Genomic DNA, 18,248 nt, shown 5'->3' on the forward strand with positions numbered 1-18,248 from the left:
TCGGGCTGTTTTCGAGTTTTCCTTGTGCGCCAACGGTTTTCGATCTTTCCCCGATCGAGTGATGATTCCGAACGGATGTTCGAGCACTCTGGATCACGGCAGTTCCGCATCCATTGCTCGGGCCCAGACGGGGCCCGGTGGACGCCGCTGCCGGTTCAGGGGAGGGACCGTGATCCGAATCCGGGAAGTGTCAGTGTCATTGCCGCTGTCGTCAGCCAGGTCAGCATGTCCGGCAAGGGAATCCGGGCGAGCCGTCCGGGCCATTCATCGGCTGCGATCGTCAGCGCGAGCTCGTCTTCGTCCGGACGGATTCCGGTCAGCCGCAACCCTTTCGGCAGATCCGGGAGCGGAAGCACGATCGGCCGGATCCGCTTCGGCGGACGCCTCTCCCATCGTCCGAGACGGAGCGCGGTCGGGGTCAGCACTATTGCTTCGTCTGCGATGTCTGCGACGAGGGTCAAATGCCCCCAGTGCGGACGCTTTCGCCAGCGCACCCGAAAACCTTCCGGATGCGGCGTCGCGATCAGATCGGGACGTACCGCGGCAACCCGATCCCGCACCACAGCCCCGCTCACTTCGATCTCGAGTTCGACAGATCCGGGAATCACCGCTGGCGAAGGCAGTCCTCGAAGCCGTACGTCCTTGGCGAGCACGGTTACGCGCCGCAGCGGAATGCGGTCGACGTCTGACTGTGCGGGCGTGTCGGCAGCTGGCTGGCTTGCCGAGTCGGTTTCGCGGCTGGTGGACGGCCGTCCGGAGTTCCGCCGAGAAGGCAGTAGCTCAGCTTCGTGCGGTTCCGCGTTTGGTGCGTCAGGTGCCGAGGTGGGGTTCCGCGCTGCGACACCTGGTGTGGCTTCCGCGATTCGGTGATCACGTTGTGCCTGAACAGAATCCGACGATGCCGTGTTCTCTCGTAGACCGGATGGGCGTGCGGCAGTTCGGTCGTCGCCGGGCTGCTCGACGCGGCCAGACGCAAGACCAGTCGTGTCCGGCGAGCCGTCAGTGCTCCTCGGCTCGTCGGCAGGAGGTCGCGTGCCCTTCCTCGCCGGCACACCGAATGCGCCCGCGGTGGTCGGGGCCTTCGTTTCACCACGCGCGTTCGACGCTGCTGCAGCCGCTCCGTATCGAGACGAGCCAGCAGTGCCGGCAAGGCTGCCGACGCCGTGCTCAACGGGGGCCGCCGAGCTGCTCGGAACTGGCCAATCGACGTCCTCCGCGACAATGCGGACGTCTCCCACCCGACCGGTGGCCAGCCGAAGCGAATCCGCCGGGTAATCGAGTTCGGTGAGGGTCAGGCCGACTTCGTGGCCTTGCACCGTGGTCGTAAGACGACGGCCCACGAGTTGCTCGGTGACAGTTCGGGCGAGCGCGGCCGGGGTCGCGGGCACGGCGGGCAGCAATGCCCGGCCCGCGGCGGCCAGGCCCGACAGTTCGGGCCAAGGCACCCAGGCATCGAACCATCGGCCTTCGCTCATCCGGCCATCGTATGGCTGTCCTGAGGAGACCGCTCCTCGCTGTGGCATGGGCCGCGTAACAGAGCGGAAGGAGCCGACCACGCAACCGACCTGGCAACAGGCGGCACGGCATGCGCGGCGGTCCCGGCGTTTCTGGCCGCCACCAGCCAGAATCCCGTGGCGGCGAGACGCCGGACGTCGCGTCCAGTACCCGGCCGGCAGGCGAGCGAACTAGGCTTGGCGAATGTCTGAACACGACCCGGAGCCGCCCGCCGCCGAGACGGTCGAGGACCGCGTCTACCGGCGGGAAGACTGGTACGCGGAGGAGTTCACGGCGCGACGGTTCGTGCGCTGTGAGTTCCACCAGGTCGATCTCACCGAGGCCGTCACGCGCGGTGTCACCTTCCTGGACTGTGTGTTCGGGAACGTCCAGTTCAACGCTTCGCGGCACACCGACTCGGCGTTCACCGGATGCGTGTTCAAGGGGTGCAACCTCTTCGATGCCGAGTTCACCGGATGCAAGCTGGTCGGCAGCCGGTTCCAGGACTGCGACCTGCGGCCGTTGCGCGTAACGGGCGGAGACTGGTCTTTCGTCGGATTGAACGGTGCCGACCTGCGTGGAGTCACGTTCCAGGGCGTCCGGATGCGCGAAGCGGACCTCACGAAGGCGAAGTGCTCAGGGGCTGTGTTTACCGACGTGGATCTGTCCGGAGCAGAACTGCAGGACATCGACGTCACGCGCGCTGAGCTGCGGGGGAGCGATCTGTCGTCGCTTGACCTGACCCGTGCGTCGCTGACTGGCGCGATCGTGTCCCCGGAGCAGGCAGCGGTGCTCGTCACGTCGCTCGGGTTGCAGGTGCGCGGGTAGTCTCACGTCCAAGAGGCTGGGCTGCCGGGTATGTCCGGAAGGGAGTGCGATGGGAGTCGTCACACCAGGCTTCACCGGACGCGCCCGTGGTGCCAACCCGCGGTTGCCGCCAGGGCAGTACCTCGCCGAAGACTTCCCGGTTCTCTCGGCCGGGCCGACCCCTCGGGTGAGCACCGAGCGGTGGGAGTTCGCGGTGGTGACCGAAAGCGGCGAACGTCGGTCGTGGTCGTGGCCGGAGCTGATGGCGCTGCCCAGCGAGAAGATCACGGTTGACATCCACTGCGTCACTCAATGGTCCAAATTGGACACTCGTTGGCGCGGCGTCCCAGTGGACGCGCTCGTCGGGGACCTCGATACAGCCGCCGATTACGTCATGGCGCACTCCTACGGCGGCTACACCACAAACCTCCCGCTCGCCGACCTGCTCGGCGGACAAGGGTGGATCGCCTACGAGTACGGCGGCAAACCGCTCACCCCGGAACACGGCGGCCCCGCCCGGCTGCTGGTGCCGCATCTCTATTTCTGGAAGTCCGCGAAATGGGTCCGCAAGCTGCGACTCACTACGAAGGACGATCCAGGCTTCTGGGAAACGGCCGGCTACCACGACTACGGAGATCCATGGCGGGAACAGCGGTATCAGGGCGACTAGCGTGGCGCGTCGCCCGGCTCGCGGAGATCCGCCAGGAGACGCCGACCGCGCGCACTCTGGTCTTCGACATCCCCGGGTGGCCCGGCCATCTCGCGGGACAGCACGTCGACGTTCGTCTCACCGCAGCTGACGGCTACACCGCACAACGCAGCTATTCGCTCGCCGGGCCGGCGAACGGAGACCGAATCGAGCTGACCGTGCAGCGGGTAGCCGACGGCGAGGTATCCGAACACCTGACCGGCCCTTACGCGATCGGAGACCCGGTCGAGATCCGCGGCCCGATCGGCGGCTGGTTCGTATGGCCTCCCACTGATTCAGCACCGGTGCTGCTCGTCGCCGGTGGCGCAGGCATCGTCCCGCTGATGTCGATGATCCGGGCTCGTCGTGAATCTGGCAGCAAAGCGCTGTTCCGGCTGGTCTATTCGCTGCGCACCCCAGCGGAGCTGTACTACGCCGAGGAACTTCGCCGACCGTATGCAGGTTTGGACATCACCTACGTCTACACGCGAGAGCTCCCGGAAGGGCGACCCGGAGTTCCGCGGCGCATCGACGTCGCCACGTTGAGCACTGTTGCATGGCCAGCTGAACTCGGTGCCACCACGTACATTTGCGGGCCGACCGGGTTCGTCGAAACCGCCGCGGACATCATGCTCGCGCTGGGACATTCGCCGCAGTCGATCCGGACCGAGCGTTTCGGCCCCAGCCGGGACTGAGGCTGTCCGCGATTTAGTGCACTGTCGGCTTGGCGAGCAGCTCACGCAGGGTCGCGAGCAGCTCGCGACGGTCTGCGGCACCAAGTTTTCCGCGGATGCGGGCCATGTGGTGTTCGACGGTCTTGCCTGAGATGAAGAGTTTGCTGCCAGCTTGTTTGTAGGTCAGACCGTCGACCACTAAGCGGGCAACCTCCAGTTCTCGTTCGCTCAGCGCGCTCAATCCGGTCGCCGCGCCCGGTGTCGGGGTGGAGGATTCGAGGCGTCCAGTTGTGCCTTGGAACTGCCGAGCTGCTTCGAGGAGTTGGACCATCGCCTTGCGGTCCGAGGTGCGAATCGCGGCTTGGCCAGCAAGTCGGGCAGCGTCCCAGCACAAGTCCAGTTCATGAAGTTCCGCGGCCGCTGCGGAGATTTCGCCCGGATCGAACGTGCCGCTGAGCACGGCAAGCCAGCACCCGGCGGCGCGGGCGAGCGCGGCCGGATAGCGGCCGCAGTCCGCGAAGCTGTTCAGCGCAGCCAGTTGCCGTTCCGCCGTGGCTCGGTCTTCGGTGGTGATCGCGGCGTGCAGTTCGTGCCAGCACAGCGAGACTGTCCACAAAGGAGGATTTCCGAGACGGCCCAGCATGGCGTGAGCGCGCTCTAGCCGCCGGGACAGCTTGGCGTGCGCACCGGTCCGAGCGGCCGCGATTGCCAGTTCTCCCAACGGCAACAGCGTGAACAGATCCACTTGCTGACGCATAGAAGCCTGATACGCCCGCTCCCACGACTGTTGCAGCCCGACCAGATCGCTCGCCCGCCGCGCGAGGCCGAGTTCCAGCGTGGCGAAGAACAGTTCGTCGCGGGCTTCAAGTTTGGTGCCGGCAACGGCGTCTCGGTGTTCAGTCGCGGCGGCGAGGTGACCGCCGGTCATCGCGACCCAACCGAGCAGCAGCCGGTGCCGGGTGGCAAGCAGGTCGCCGCCGACGCTGCTCGCCAACGCTCGTTCCAACACCGATTCGGCGAGCGCCAGTTCGCCAGCATGCAGACCAGCGAGCGCGGCGAGCGCGGCCGGACTGTCCGGAAGCGGCGCACCGCCGACCGCTGGTTCGAGCATCGCCGCGGCACCTACGAGCGTCGGCAACGCCTCGGTCCCGCAACCGAACACCGACTCCACGATCCCGGTCGCTGTTCGCGCCGCAGCACCGGTGAACAACGTCGGCGCGGCGCCCGGTATCGGGACGGTGGCGACAGCTTGGCCGTCGGTGGCCTGGCCGGTTCCGACGAGGGCGATCGTGGCGAACGCATCCACCGCGCCAGGGCCCACCCAGCGATAGGTTTCGCCATTTGGTTGGGGCGACGTCGGGAAAGAGGCATTCCCGTTGGGAACGTATGCGGTTGGTGCTGGAGAAGCAGGATCGGCCGGAGCTTCGGCCGCGTTCACTGCAGAGGCTTGAGCGTGCGACGAATTGGCTACCGCCGGGTCTTGGCTGCTCGTTGCTGCGGCACCGGGGCTTTCGGTGTCTGTCGGGGTGGAGCCGTTGCCGCCAGCGTTGGACGCCGGGGTGGCTGCGTGCTGACGAGACCAGTTGTCCGTGGCTGCGGCCCAGCGGTACAGCTCTGCGGTTCGGGCCAGTTCACCGCGGTGGGCCAGGACCGTCGCGGCGATCTCCGCACCGGCGGCTCGTGCCTCGGGGTCCTCGCCAGACAACATGCCGTCCCCTAGACGGAGGGCGGTGTCCAGATCCCCGGACAGTGCGGCGGCGCGGGCCCAGCCAGTGGTAGTCGCGGCGTCGCGGGCACCGGCTTCGGCTGCGGCTTCGAAGAGGCGTGCGGCGTGCTTTGGATCGGTGGGGAGCGCTTCGCTTGCTGCGGTCGCGAATGCGGTCGCTGCGGAGGCACCGGAGCTGCCTGCGTCGAGGAGCGAGGTCGCGAGATCAAGTACAGGCAGGCCGCGGGTCAGCTGTGCTTCCACGAGCTGTTGCAAAACCGCCAGGCGACGGGCAGGCGGCCCGTAAGCGCGCACTGCTTCGGCTGCGGCAGGCAGCAGAATGTCTTCGGCGTCGAGGAGGCCGGTAGCGCGGGCTCCGTCGACGACTTCGGGCAGTTCGTCCGGTGTGCGCTCCAGCAAGGAACAGAGCAGGTCGAGGTTGCGAGCCGCGCCGGCTTCGGCGGCGATGAGGTAGCGGAGAACGTCGTCGTCTAGTGCGGCCAGTTCGGCGCGGAAGTCGGCGAGTCGGGCGGTTACGACTCGTTCCACAAGGCGGGGGACACCGCCGGTACTGGCGTGCAGGGCGGAGGCATCCGCGGTGCGGCCGGTGAGTTGTTTCACGAGCTTGCCGACTTCGTCGACAGTCAGCGGCGGCAGCAGCAGCGTTTCGCCGAGAGCTCGCAACGCTTGCGCACGAGGGTTCGGACGGTGTGCCACCACGAGCGGTCCCTCCTCGGCGGCGGCGAGCATGGTGAGCCTGGTCAGGTCTTCGTCGTCGAGCTGGTCGGCGTCGTCGACGACAGTGGCCTCGACGCCTGCCTCGCGGTAGCTGCGGTCGAGGGCGCCCAGCAACGCAGTCTTGCCGTAGCCGCCTGGGGCCACGACGACGAGCCGGACTGGGGCCGCGGGGGTGTCGGCGAGTTGTTCAAGGAGGCGGCGGGCTGCGGGGTGGACGGCGTCGTTGCCGGTTTTCGCCAGCAGTGCGTTCAACAGTGACCTTCACCGGAGGGAGTTGTGGCTGGGTGGGCACACGAACTCAGGACAGGGGGACGGGGAGAAGCGGGTTCCTTGTCCGCGGTCGCTTCGTGTGACGTGAGGACCGCGATCAGGATCGAGGAGCTGATCGCCAGCACCGCTGCCGCGGCGGCGAGCGGTCGCCAGCGACGCATCAGTTTGGCAGCGCCCTCGGGCTCCGGCAGCGTGAATGGAGTGATCTCCACCGGCGGCCGCTCGGGTCTGTCCGGAAGTTCGGGTTCTCGGTCGACTCGCGGCAGCAAGGTGGTTTCGGGGGCGGGGGCTTCCCGCCGCGCGAGGGGCCTCGTCCGCTGGCTGGCGAGGATCCCGGCGCCGATGGCGGCCGTATCCGCAGGCTGAGGGCCGGTGAAGAACGGGCAGGGCAAGCGTCCAGGGCGAGCGCCCTGGCCGGGTTCGCCGCAGAACACGATGCCGGCCAGCGATTCCGGGGTGACGTTGGCCGCCTGCGCGAGACCGAACGCGGTCGTGATCGCGGCACCCGGGGCAACGCCTTCCGTGCTGGTCCGGGCGATCCATCCGCTGGCTCCCGAAGCGGTCGCCAAAGTGACGGTGACGCCGTCCGGGCCGAACTCGCACACCGCGGCCGTCCGGTCGCCCGCGCCGGGCTCCGGGAGGTGGGCGTAGAGCGCGGCGACCGCACTGGGAACGAGGGTGACCGCGTTGAATCCGGACTCCGCGAGCGACTGGCGCAGGAGATCGCGTCGGTAACCGCCCCAGTCACCAGGGTGGGTGACGACGAGCTGTCGCGGTGGCCCGCCGGTCTGGCCGGCCGCGACGTCGGCGATGCCTTCGACGAAGACTGTCGTCAGGGATTCCGGCGTGAACGGTTCGCTGCCGATGAATACCGGCACGTCGTCGCCGACGCGGCGGTGGAAGCCGGTGATCAGCCGGGACGGCACGGCGGCACCGGCTTGCGTGGCCGCGTCGCCGGTGAGCAGGTAGCCCTCGTCGTCGAGGAAGAGCGCGGTCGCGGTCGCCGGGGAGGTCTCGCCCAGCCACAACGGCTCGGGATCGTCCCACCGGTCACCTTGCCTGCGGCGGAGCGCGGCGTGGGTCCGGGCAGCGCCGAGGTCGATGCCGAGCACGTAGGGCACCGCCGCTTCCTCCCTTCGTCGCAGTCAGGGTTCGGCCAAGGGGCGTAACTCACTGAACGGATACGCATCCTCACCCGTTCGGGTCAGACGGGCAAGAGTGGGGTGGGATTTAACCCAACCGGGTTCCGCGTGTCCGATCCCCTAACTCCCTAACGATCTCATATCGACCCCCTAACGGCTGAGCGAGGCGCGACTGGGTGTAAACCCCGATGTGAGCGGGGGTGCCCCGTCCCTACCTTGGGCGCCACGCCCGGCCGGGGAGGGCCGGGCATTCCCCGTAATCACTACAAGTGGAGATCCCCCCATGGATTCGGTGCAGACTCTGCACGACTTCACGCTCACCTTGCTCCAAGACCCGTCCGCGCTCGCCGCTTTCGGCCAGGACCCGCAGGCCGCGCTGGCCGCTGCCGGGCTGGGCGACATCAGCGCCGCCGACGTGAACGAGGTCGCGCCGCTGGTGCTCGACTACGTCCCGGTGGACCACCTGGCCTCTCTTGGTCACCTGCCCCAGGCGGGCGACCTGACCACTGCGCTCGGCGACGGTCCGCAGGGCGCGATCGAGCAGCTGCAGGCGCTCACCGCTTCGGTCGGCGGTGCGGCCGCGTCCGCGGGTGCGCCTCAGCTGCCGGGCCTCGGCGAGCTGCCGGCGGTGCCGGGCTTGGGCGAGCTGCCCGGTCTCGGCGAGCTGCCGGGCGCGGGTGCGCTGCCGGCCGTCGGCGACCTTCCTGGTCTCGGCGAACTGCCCGTCGTCAGCGACGTGGCTGGTGCTTCGGCGCTGCCGGTGGCCGGCGACCTGCCGGGCCTTGGCGAGCTGCCGGCGGTGCCGGGTCTCGGCGAGCTCCCGGGCGTTGGCCAGTTGCCTGGCCTGGGCGAGCTGCCGGGTGCCGGTGCTCTTCCGGGCGTCGGCGCGCTGCCTGGTGTCGGCGACGTCGCCAGCGCTGTTCCGGCACTGCCGGTGGCCGGCGAGCTGCCGTCGGTTCCGGCGGTGCCGGGTCTCCCAGCCGCGCCGGCTCTGCCCTCGGTTCCGGGTGTCGGCGACGTGCAGAACGCTGCCGCGTCGGTCACAGCGCTGGTGCAGAACCCGACCAGTGCGCTCGCCCTGGGCAACGACCTGGCCAGCGGGCTGGACTCCAGCGCCGTCGCGCAGGCGAGCGGGCAGGCGGCCTCCGCGGCTGACGGTGCCGTCTCGCAGGTGCAGCACGTCGGCGGCGAGCTCGCCGCGGCTTCGCCGGTCAACGTCGGCGACCTGCCGGTCGCGAGTTCCGGCGCGCAGGTCGCCGACCACGCGACCGAGGCTGGCGGCGGCATTGCCGGGCACGTCAGCGACGCTGTCGGGACTGTCACCGACAACGTCGGCAGCCTGAGCAACACGCTCAGCGCCGAGGGCTTGAACCACGCGGTGAACGGCGTGACCCAGCAGGCGCACTCGCTCATGTCGCACGGCGACGCCGAGCGTTCCGACGCCGCGACCGAGACGCACACCGGGACCGACGCTGGCGTCGGCATGGTGCACGACACCGTCTCGACGGTTTCCGACCTCGGGCACCAGGGCCTCGGCCTTGACCTGCACGCCGGTGCGGAGACCTCGCACGGCGGCGGTGAGCTGCACATTTCCCTCTGAGCAAGGGTAATTCGGGACTGGCTCCGCGGTCTGGGTGCGACCGCGGAGCCACCACCCGGTTCGGATACTCCCCGTACACAGGGGACACTGGTTCGCCGTGACGGCTCCAGCTTGGCTCGAAGTGCTCGCCGAGACCTCGGACGCCTGCCGGAAGCACGGCCGCGAAGACCTGGCCCAACGTCTTCGCCGGCGTCAGGACCGGCCGCCGGGAGGCACGCGCGTCGCGGTGCTCGGCTTTCCCAAACAAGGCAAGGGCTACCTGGTCAACGCGGTGCTGAACGCGCCGGTCTGTCCGGTCGGCGATGCGGCGACACCCGCAGTGCCGATCGAAGTCGCGTACGCGACCGAACCCGGCGCAACGCTCGTCGGGCGCGCTGACGAACGCATCCCGGTCGAGATCGAGAAGCTGACCGGCGAGGTCGGCGCACGGCCGGCCGGGTCGCTGCGCCGGGTCGAGGTCGGGGTCCCGCGCGATTTGCTGTCCGCGGGCCTGGTGCTCATCGACACCCCGGCGATCGGCGACCCGAGGTCGCCTCGCACGGCTGCCGCTCTCGACGTTCTCGCGGACGCCGACGCGGTCATTCTCGTTTCCGACGTCGCCACTCCGCTGGATCAGGCCGAGCTGGCGTTGGCGCACCACGTCCGGACGTGGTGTCCGCACGTGGTCATCGCGCTGACCAAGATCGATGTCAGCGCCGGATGGCGCACGGTTGCCGAACAGAACCGGACCGCGTTGTCCTCGGCCGGGATCGACTCGCCGGTGCTGCCGGTATCCGCGACGGTTCGTTTCGCTGCGGCCAAAGGCGGCGATCAAGACCTCAACGTGCGGTCCGGGTTCCCGGAGCTGCTTTCCTGGATCGCGACGCAGGTTTCGCGGCCGGCGGAGAGCACGGCCGCGTTGCTCGCCGCAGTGAGCGTGCGCGCGGCGGCAGCGGAGCTGGTCGAGACCTTGCGCGCGCGAGCCGAAGCGGCGGGGCAGGAAGCAGGCGTCGACCAGACGACGTTGCTGCAACGCTCCCAACGTCGCGCCGACGAGCTGCGCCGGCGCAACAGCCGCTGGCAGAACCTGCTGTCGGACGAGATCGCCGACCTGCAGTCCGACGCGGAGTACGACCTGCGCGAACGCACTCGGAAGATCGTCGAGACGATCGACGAGACCTTCGACCGCGGGGATCCGGTGAAGGTGTGGGACGAGTTCGGGCCGTGGCTGGACAGCACGCTCGCGGAAGCGGTCGAGACGACCTATACGTTCGCGGCCGAACGTGCGGAGTGGATCGCGCATGCGGTGGCGGTGAGCTTCGGCGCGCAGTACGACCTGCCGGAACTGGCCTTGATCGACTCCGGTGTGGACCAGATCGCCGAGGTTCGGCAACCGCGGATCGAGCGGTTCAAGATCGGGCAGAAGGCGTTTACCGGGTTGCGCGGTTCGTACGGTGGCGTGCTGATGTTCGGTCTGGTGACCGGGTTGGCGGGACTGCCGTTGATCAACCCGGTGTCGATCGGCGCGGGCGTCGCGTTCGCGGCGAAAACGATCAGCGACGAGGGCGGCATGCGGCTGCAACGTCGGCAGGCAGTGGCCAAGATGACCGCGCAACGGCATGTCGACGACGTGTTCCTGCGGTTCAGCAAGGAGTGCCGCGACGCGATCCGCCATGTGCAGCGACGGTTGCGGGACCACTTCACCGAGCTTGCGGACGGTCTGGCCGACGAGTTGACGCGGGAACGCGAGATGATTATCGCCGGGTCGGCCGAGCGGGAGCGGCGGAGTGCGTCGCTGCGGCGGGAGATCGACCGGCTCGCTGGGCTGCACAAGAGGGCTGGGGAGTTGGGGATGCTGGCCAATCGCGCGCCTAAGGAGTTGCCTGCGTGACTTCGGCTCGGGTGGGCGCGGCGTGTTCGGGCAGTGCTGCGGCTTTCTTGGGGAGGGCCTTGGGGATGCTGGCTGGTTGGGTACCTCGGGAGTTGCCCGTTTGATCTGGGCTGGCTGAGCGGTGCCTTGCGGTTGCGCTGGCGGCTTTTGTGGCGGGGCGTGGGAATACTAGCCAGTCGGGCGCCGGAGGAGTTGCCGCTTGACCTCGGCTGGCTGGGCGCGTCGTGTTCCGGTAGTGCGGGCGGGACATGGGAATGCTGGCTAGTGGGGCACCTGGGGGCCGTTGCTCGGTGACCTCGGCCTGGGGTGGCTAGGCGCGGCGTGCTCGGGCAGGCAAGCGGCTTTCTGCAGGTTGGCGAGTGGGGATGCTGGCTGATCAGGTGTCCGCGGAGCTGGCTGCGCGACTTCGCCTGGATTGGTTGGGCGCGGCGTGCTCAGCGGTGCTGACGGATCTTGCGGCTAGGCCTGTGCGCCGTCCGGTGCCTGAGGAGTTGCGTGCGCGACGTCGGTGGAGATGGCTGGATGCGGCGTGTTTTGGTCGTGTTGGTGGCTTTCTTCGGGATTGAGCGAACCGAGCCTTCGGCGGGATCCGGCGCTGGCTGAATGAGGCGCGGCTCCTGAGAGATGGGTCGGTGGTTGCTGAGCAGGTTTCCGCATCGTGGGAGTGATTTGGCCCCCAGCGCGTTGAGGCGTTTTGCTGCGGTGAACGCGGTTTGGCGAGCTGGGACGAGTTTTGTGTGGAGTCGGCTCGGTGGTTGGTCGATGGGTCGAGGCTTGCGAACCGCTTCGGGCGTGGGAGCTGAGTCGGAGGATGTGGCGTTCTTGGGCGGTTGAGGGGGTTTCGGGGGTTGTCGGCCGGATTGGTGATGGCCGGATTCGGTGGTCGGTGAGCGGGGTGTCGCCGGGTAGTCGAGGATGTGCGGGACTGTGCCGGGTGGCGTGAGGCGAGTGAGGAGTGGTGTCGCGCGTGGTTGAGGACGTTCGGGCGCTTCTGGCGGATGCTTGTGCGTACTACCGCGACAGTCCGAGGGCTTCGGCGTTGCTGGGGGAGGCGCTTGATCATCTCGACGAGCCGCTTCGGGTGAGCATCGGCGGGACTGCGGGGACGGGGAAGTCCACGCTGGCTGCGGCGTTGGGCGATTGGCCGACGCGGGCGTTGCGTGATCTGGAGTTTCTCGATGCGCCGCATCCGTCGACGCTCACTGACGCATCCGTACGGCTGCTGCGCCACCTTGAGCCCGATCAGTTGGCGACGCTGCGTCCGACAGCACCTTCACCCTTCGCGCGACAGACGGCCGTCGACACGATCCTTGTGCTTGCGCGCGCAGACGAGACTGGCGCGGGGCGGATTGACGCACTGCTTACCGCGAAGCAGATTGCGCGGCGTGCGTGGCGCGAAGATCCGCTGTGCAGTGGATTCCAGGGCGTCATCGCGGTGGCGGCGCAACTTGCGTACGGGGCGCGCGCGTTCACTGACGACGAGTTCGAGCTTCTCGCGGCCTTCGCGGCCGTACCGCGTGAGGAGTTGGAGCGGTATCTGCTGTCGGTGGATTCCTTTACTGATCCGGCGTTTCCGGGACCGGTGTCGGTCGAGACGCGACGGTCGTTGGTGGTGCGCTTCGGGCTCTTCGGGGTGAAGCTTGCGCTGACGTTGATCCGTACGGGCTGTGACGACCGAGTGAAGCTGTCGACGGAACTGGTGCGGCGTAGTGGTCTTGGCGAGCTTCGCGACACCATTGCGGGTTGTTTCGCTGCGCGTGCGGACGCGTTGCGTGCGCGGACGGCGTTGATTCGCCTGGAGACCGTGTTGAATGCGGAGCCTCGGCCGCACAGCGATCGGCTTGCGGCGCGGGTTGAGCGGTTTTCGGCTGGTGCGCATGACTTTCGCGAGTTGCGGTTGATTGCGGACATTCGCGGTGGGCGTACCGCGCTGGCGGGGGAGTCGGCGGAAGAGGCTGTGCGGTTGCTCGGTGCGGAGGGGACGGAGCCGGAGGAGCGACTGGGGCTTGCGGCGGGTACGGATCCTCGCGAGATGTATGAAGTCGGTCTTGACGCGGTGATGCGGTGGCGGCATGAGGCGGAGCGGCCGGACCGGGCGCTGGCGGAGCGGGCGGCGGCGCAGGTTGTGGTGCGTAGCGCGGAGGGGTTGCTGGCGCAGTTCGTTTGACCCGGGCAGTCGTCCGGGGCGGTTGTCCGAGACAGATGGCAGGACGACTTCTCAGGGCGATTGATCAAGGCGATTGACCCGAGTAGTTGACCTGGGCAGTCGTCCGGGGCGGTTGACCTGGACCACTGACAGGGCGATTGACCAGGGCAATCGACCGGGGCGAGTGGCCGAGGCAGATGCCTGGACGACTGTTCAGGGCGAGTGACCAAGGCGTTCGACCGGGGCAGCCAGTCAGAAGGGCGGAGCGTCAGGCGTTGCCCAGCACCCGTCCGATGGTGAGTTCCAGGACGACTCGCTGTGGGTTCTCGCGCGGCTGCCGGTACCGCTGGGCATAGCGTTCTTCGGCGTCTCGGACCGAAGCGGCGTCGTCGAGGAGGCGGATTCGGCCTTCCAGCGTGGACCAGGTCCGGCCCTCGAATTGGCACACCGCGGCGGCCAGCCCGGTGTCACCTGCGGCGCGGATGAGGCGGGCCTTGTAGGACGTCCCGGAGGCGATCACGCGGGCGAGGCCCTGCTCGAAGTCGACTGTCACGCCTACCGCGACCACGTGCGGCGTTCCGTTCGGGCGCACCGTCGTGAGCGACGCGAGCCGCCGTTCGGTCCAGAACTGGCGGAAGCCCTCGTCGAGTGTCATGTCCGCACGCTAGACGAGACAGGAATTCAACTTCTTGTTGACCTCTTTAACAACCAGTTGTAGCGTCCCGCGGAACCAACGACGTCCTGGAGGTTCCGCATGTCGTCGCTTCGTTCCCGTGCCTGGCAGGCCGTACTGCTGGGCGGCTTGCTCGCGCTCTCCACCGCCTGTGGAGGGGGTCCCGACGGGGCAGGTGGCGGGCAACAGCAGAAGCCGAGCGCTGTTCCGGACAACGCCGCGTTGCTCGGCGCGATCAAGGCTGACCCGCAGCTCGCCGGAGCATTGCCGCCGGCGGTGGTGCAGGCCAAGACGTTGCGGTTGGCGTCCAACATCCAGTCGGCGCCGAACAACTTCTACGCCGCGGACGGCAAGACGCCGATCGGCTACGAGGTCGATCTGGCCAAGGCGGTCGGGGCGAAGCTCGGGGTGACCGTCGCGTACCAGGATCTGGCGTTCGGTTCGCTTATCACGAGTCTGCAGTCCGGCCGCGTCGATCTGACCATGGCGGCGATGAACGACACCAAGGAACGCCAGAAGCAGATCGACTTCGTCGACTACTTCTCGTCCGGCATCACGATCATGATCCGCAAGGGCAACCCGGACGGCATCACCGGACCGGACACGTTGTGCGGCAAGAACGTGGCAGTCGTACAGGGCACCAGTCACCAGAAGTTCGCCACCACGCAGAGCGCGAAGTGCACGCAGGCGGGCAAGCCGGCGGTCACGGTGACCGCGACTGACAGCGACAACCAGAACCAGAATCAGCTGCGCACCGGTCGTGTCGCGGCGATTCTCAATGACCTGCCGAGCGCGGTCTACATCTCGCGCACGGCGGGCGACGGCAAGTTCTTCGAGGTCGTGCCTGGACAGCCGATCGAGGGCGGGCCGTACGGGATGGGGTTCGCGAAGAGCAACACGAAGCTGCGTGACGCCGTCAAGCAGGCGTTGCAGTCGCTCGTCGCCGACGGGACGTACGGCAAGATCCTGCAGTCCTGGGGAGTCGAGCAGGGTGCGATCAAGGAGGCGGCCGTCAATGGCGGAAGCTGAACCGCTGCCGATCGTCCGGCTGCGGCATTGGGGTCGCTGGGTCAGCGCGGCGGTGATCGTCGCGCTGCTGGTACTGCTGGGGTTCGCGCTCGCGCAAGCGCAGATCGAGTGGGGTTCGGTACCCGACTTCGTCTTCTACCGCGTGATGGCGCTCGGGCTGCTCAACACCGTCGTGCTGGCGGTGATCGCGCAGGCGATCGCGATCGTGCTCGGCATTCTGATCGCGTTGCTGCGGCTCAGTGCCAACCCGGTCGCGAAGTGGTTCGCGGCGGCCTACATCTGGCTGTTCCGCGGGCTTCCGGTGCTGTTGCAGATCTTGATTTGGTACAACCTGGCCCTGATTTTCCCGACCGTCTCGATCCCGCTCCCGTTCGGCGGCTACCTCGTCCACGAGCCGACGAACGTGCTGATCAGCGCGTTCACCGCGGCGCTGCTCGGACTGGCGCTGAACGAGAGCGCGTACATGGCGGAGATCGTCCGGGCCGGGCTGACCAGCGTCGACACCGGACAGACCGAGGCGGCGAAATCCATCGGCATGACGCCTGGCGCGACGCTGCGCCGGGTCGTGCTGCCGCAGGCGATGCGCGTGATCATCCCGCCGACCGGCAACGACTTCATCAACATGCTCAAGGGCACGTCGATGGCTTCGGTGATCGGCGTGACCGAGCTGATCCACGCGGCCAACAACATCTCGTCCAACAACCTGCTGGTGATGGAGACGCTGATCGCGGCGGCCGTCTGGTACATGGTCGTGGTGACGGTGGCGGGCATCGGCCAGCACTACCTTGAACGATCGTTCGGGGCGGCCGACCGGAGTCCGGTGGCGCGGGTCGGGAAGGCGTTCAAGGGGATGCCGCTGGTGAGGGGTGCGCGTGTCTGAGCCGCTGCTGAAAGCTGTGGGGGTCCGCAAGAACTACGGGCACACCGAGGTGCTCAAGGGCATCGATCTGGAGGTCCGCAAAGGACAGGTGGTGTGCCTGCTCGGGCCGTCCGGAGCGGGGAAGAGCACGTTTCTGCGCTGTCTCAACCATCTCGAGACGATCGACGGCGGCCAGGTCTGGGTGGACGGCGAGCCGATCGGGTTCAAGCTGCGCGGCGGCAAACTGTACGAGCTGCGGGAGAAGGACGTCGCCCGGCAGCGCCGCGACATCGGCATGGTTTTCCAGCGGTTCAACCTGTTCGGGCACCGGACGGCGCTGGAGAACGTGGTCGAGGGACCCGTGCGGGTGCTCGGCGTCGATCCGGCACAGGCGCGGAAAGAGGCGCTGGACCTGCTTGACCGGGTCGGGCTCGCGGACCGAGCGGGCGCTTACCCAGGGCAACTGTCCGGCGGGCAGCAGCAGCGCGTCGCGATCGCGCGGTCGCTGGCGATGAAGCCGAAGCTCATGCTGTTCGACGAGCCGACGTCCGCGCTGGACCCGGAATTGGTCGGGGAGGTGCTCGCGGTGATGGGTACGTTGGCTCGGGAGGGGATGACGATGGTGGTCGTGACGCACGAGATGGCCTTCGCAGCGGAGGCTGCCGACGAGGTGGTGTTCCTCGCCGACGGCGCGGTCGTCGAAACCGGGCCGCCGGAGCGCGTGCTGAAGTCGCCGGAACACGAGCGGACGCGGCAGTTCCTCGCGCGGGTCCTCTCGTGACCCGGATCCCGCCCCGGTACCTGCTCCAGTTCGACGAGCCCGCCGGTTACCTGGACTTCGCGCGGTTCGGGCCGCCGTCGCACGCCGTGCTCGACACCACCGCGCGGTTGCTGGAGGCGACGACAAAGGCCGGTCCGTCCACTGTGGACGAGCTGATGCGGCAGGAGATCCGGGCGAAAGCAGCGGCCGCGCGGCTTTGCGGCAGCGACACCGACCACACCGTGCTGCTCCCGCACACCAGCCTCGGCCTGTTCCAGGCGGCCTTCAACAGCCACGGCGAGGTGCTCGTTTCGGCCGCGGAGTTCCCGGCCAACACGTATCCGTGGGCACGCGCCGAGCAGGCCGGAAGGGTGCGGATGCGGCGGTTGGAAGGCGGCTACGTCACCGCCGATCGCCTCGCGGAAGCGCTTACGCCGGAGACCGCTGTCGTTTCGGTGAGCGCCGTCGACTTCCGCACCGGGTACCGGGCCGATCTCGCCACGTTGCGCGAGGTCGTGGGCGACCGGCTGCTGGTGGTCGACGGGATCCAGGGCTTCGGGGTCGTCGACGCGCCGTGGGAGGTCGCCGACGTGCTCGTGGTCGGCGGGCAGAAGTGGCTGCGGGCGGGCTGGGGAACCGGGTTCGCGGTGCTGTCCGACCGGGCGCTCGCGCGGATGGACCCGATCCTGTCCGGCTGGACCGGCGCGCGCGACCCCGGCCTGTTCGACAACGAGATCCACCCGGCCGACCCGACCGCGGCGAGCTGGTCGATCTCGAACCTCAGCCCGGTCACGTCCGGCGCGTTCGCGGCGGCGCTCGAACTGGTCGAGGAAACCGGTGTCGCGGCGATCGCGGGGCGGATCGGCGAACGCGTCGGCGAGCTGGAGGACGTGCTGCGCTCGTTCGGCGCGGAGATCGTCTCAGCGACTGAACGGCGAGCCGGGATTCTCGCGTTCTCGTTGCCGGACAAGCCGGCGGAGCAGGTCGGGGCGGCGTTGACGGCGGCGGGGATCGCGGCGACGGTGCGTCCGGAACACGTCCGGTTGTCGCCGCACGCGTCGACTCCGCCGGCGGCTGCCGATTTGGTGCGGGATGCTTTGGAAACGCTGATCCGGCCTCGCCGGGTCGTGCCGGTCGCGTCGGTTTCGGGCACGGCCACGCATGAGCTGCTGACCGCGTTGATTCCGGCGGTGGACGGGCTGGCGGCGATGCTCGGGCCGGGCAACGAGGTGTTGCTGCACGACCTGTCGCGGCTGCCGGACTCGATCGTCGCGATCGCGGGCAAGCTCACCGGGCGTTCGGTCGGCGGGCCGATGACGGATCTGCTGCTCGGGCTCGTCCGCCGCGGCACGACGCAGGACCTGACCAACTACCGCACGCACAGTCCGGACGGCCGCGAGATCCGGTCGTCCACGTTGTTTCTGCGCGACGCCGAGGGCACGGCGATCGGTTGCCTGTGCGTGAACAGCGAACTTCCCGCGGCGGCGCAGACGTCGGAGGAACGGCGGGAGGAGACGTTCCTGCCGGACGTCGACAGCCTGCAGCGGTTCCTCGTCGGGCGGGCGATCGGGAAGTCCGGGATTCCGGTGGAGCTGATGAAGAAGCGGCACAAATCGGCGGTGGTCCGCGAGCTGGACGAGGCCGGGTACTTCCTGATCAAGGACGCCGTGGACCATCTGGCCGGGCAGCTCGAGGTGACCCGGTACACGATTTACAACTACCTCAACGAGATTCGGGCTGGATAGCCGGACTGCCCGGGCTTGGTGCTGTCCAGCCCGGGCAGTCCGTGCGTG

Annotated in this window: 14 protein-coding genes; 10 read left to right on the top strand and 4 right to left on the bottom strand. The window is 68.4% G+C overall.

The window, feature by feature from the left end; genetic code table 11:
- Positions 1–155 precede the first annotated feature (155 nt).
- A complete protein-coding gene (locus tag ACZ7OI_RS48550) occupies positions 156–1,556 on the bottom strand; it encodes a hypothetical protein (RefSeq protein ID WP_470270893.1) in 1,401 nt (466 codons plus the stop codon).
- Positions 1,557–1,698: 142 nt separating this feature from the next.
- Between ACZ7OI_RS48550 and ACZ7OI_RS48555 the strand changes: the two genes are divergently transcribed.
- From ACZ7OI_RS48555 to ACZ7OI_RS48565, 3 genes are read left to right on the top strand one after another with little or no spacing between them, the layout of a single operon-like run.
- On the top strand, positions 1,699–2,322 hold the full coding sequence (locus tag ACZ7OI_RS48555) for a pentapeptide repeat-containing protein (RefSeq protein ID WP_470270894.1): 624 nt from the start codon (positions 1,699–1,701) through the stop codon (positions 2,320–2,322).
- A gap of 49 nt (positions 2,323–2,371) precedes the next feature.
- The gene (locus tag ACZ7OI_RS48560) at positions 2,372–2,971 is read left to right on the top strand and encodes a sulfite oxidase-like oxidoreductase (RefSeq protein WP_470270895.1); all 600 of its coding nucleotides are present in this window, start codon (positions 2,372–2,374) and stop codon (positions 2,969–2,971) included.
- Complete coding sequence (locus tag ACZ7OI_RS48565; protein WP_470270896.1) at positions 2,941–3,684, top strand: ferredoxin reductase; 744 nt, start codon at positions 2,941–2,943, stop codon at positions 3,682–3,684. Before ACZ7OI_RS48560 ends, ACZ7OI_RS48565 begins: the two co-directional genes overlap by 31 nt.
- A gap of 13 nt (positions 3,685–3,697) precedes the next feature.
- Here ACZ7OI_RS48565 and ACZ7OI_RS48570 read toward each other — a convergent pair whose 3' ends face one another.
- Positions 3,698–6,358: a helix-turn-helix transcriptional regulator gene (locus ACZ7OI_RS48570; RefSeq protein ID WP_470270897.1), complete on the bottom strand. Its 2,661-nt coding sequence runs from the start codon at positions 6,356–6,358 to the stop codon at positions 3,698–3,700.
- Positions 6,355–7,497: an Hsp70 family protein gene (locus tag ACZ7OI_RS48575; RefSeq protein ID WP_470270898.1), complete on the bottom strand. Its 1,143-nt coding sequence runs from the start codon at positions 7,495–7,497 to the stop codon at positions 6,355–6,357. The genes ACZ7OI_RS48570 and ACZ7OI_RS48575 overlap by 4 nt, the downstream gene beginning before the upstream one ends.
- Positions 7,498–7,801: 304 nt before the next feature.
- On the opposite strand from ACZ7OI_RS48575, the gene ACZ7OI_RS48580 reads away from it, so the two are divergent.
- The 3 genes from ACZ7OI_RS48580 (at position 7,802) to ACZ7OI_RS48590 (ending at position 13,155) form a co-directional block, all read left to right on the top strand.
- On the top strand, positions 7,802–9,118 hold the full coding sequence (locus ACZ7OI_RS48580; protein WP_470270899.1) for an IniB N-terminal domain-containing protein: 1,317 nt from the start codon (positions 7,802–7,804) through the stop codon (positions 9,116–9,118).
- A gap of 97 nt (positions 9,119–9,215) precedes the next feature.
- Positions 9,216–10,988: a dynamin family protein gene (locus tag ACZ7OI_RS48585; protein ID WP_470270900.1), complete on the top strand. Its 1,773-nt coding sequence runs from the start codon at positions 9,216–9,218 to the stop codon at positions 10,986–10,988.
- A 967-nt stretch (positions 10,989–11,955) separates the two neighbouring features.
- Positions 11,956–13,155, top strand: a complete 1,200-nt coding sequence (locus tag ACZ7OI_RS48590) for a GTPase (RefSeq protein WP_470270901.1) — start codon at positions 11,956–11,958, stop codon at positions 13,153–13,155.
- A 247-nt stretch (positions 13,156–13,402) separates the two neighbouring features.
- Here ACZ7OI_RS48590 and ACZ7OI_RS48595 read toward each other — a convergent pair whose 3' ends face one another.
- Entirely contained in the window at positions 13,403–13,789 is a 387-nt protein-coding gene (locus tag ACZ7OI_RS48595; RefSeq protein ID WP_470270902.1) for a pyridoxamine 5'-phosphate oxidase family protein, read from the bottom strand.
- A gap of 99 nt (positions 13,790–13,888) precedes the next feature.
- On the opposite strand from ACZ7OI_RS48595, the gene ACZ7OI_RS48600 reads away from it, so the two are divergent.
- Genes ACZ7OI_RS48600 through ACZ7OI_RS48615 form a run of 4 tightly spaced genes read left to right on the top strand, consistent with a single transcriptional unit; the run spans position 13,889 to position 18,200 of the window.
- On the top strand, positions 13,889–14,836 hold the full coding sequence (locus ACZ7OI_RS48600) for an ABC transporter substrate-binding protein (RefSeq protein ID WP_470270903.1): 948 nt from the start codon (positions 13,889–13,891) through the stop codon (positions 14,834–14,836).
- On the top strand, positions 14,823–15,716 hold the full coding sequence (locus tag ACZ7OI_RS48605; protein ID WP_470270904.1) for an amino acid ABC transporter permease: 894 nt from the start codon (positions 14,823–14,825) through the stop codon (positions 15,714–15,716). Before ACZ7OI_RS48600 ends, ACZ7OI_RS48605 begins: the two co-directional genes overlap by 14 nt.
- A complete protein-coding gene (locus ACZ7OI_RS48610; RefSeq protein WP_344269526.1) occupies positions 15,709–16,476 on the top strand; it encodes an amino acid ABC transporter ATP-binding protein in 768 nt (255 codons plus the stop codon). Before ACZ7OI_RS48605 ends, ACZ7OI_RS48610 begins: the two co-directional genes overlap by 8 nt.
- Positions 16,473–18,200 carry an aminotransferase class V-fold PLP-dependent enzyme gene (locus ACZ7OI_RS48615; protein WP_470270905.1) on the top strand — a complete coding sequence of 576 codons (1,728 nt, stop codon included), beginning with the start codon at positions 16,473–16,475 and terminating at the stop codon, positions 18,198–18,200. The genes ACZ7OI_RS48610 and ACZ7OI_RS48615 overlap by 4 nt, the downstream gene beginning before the upstream one ends.
- Positions 18,201–18,248: the final 48 nt, after the last annotated feature.

The sequence above is a fragment of the Amycolatopsis sp. NPDC114503 genome (assembly GCF_055633655.1).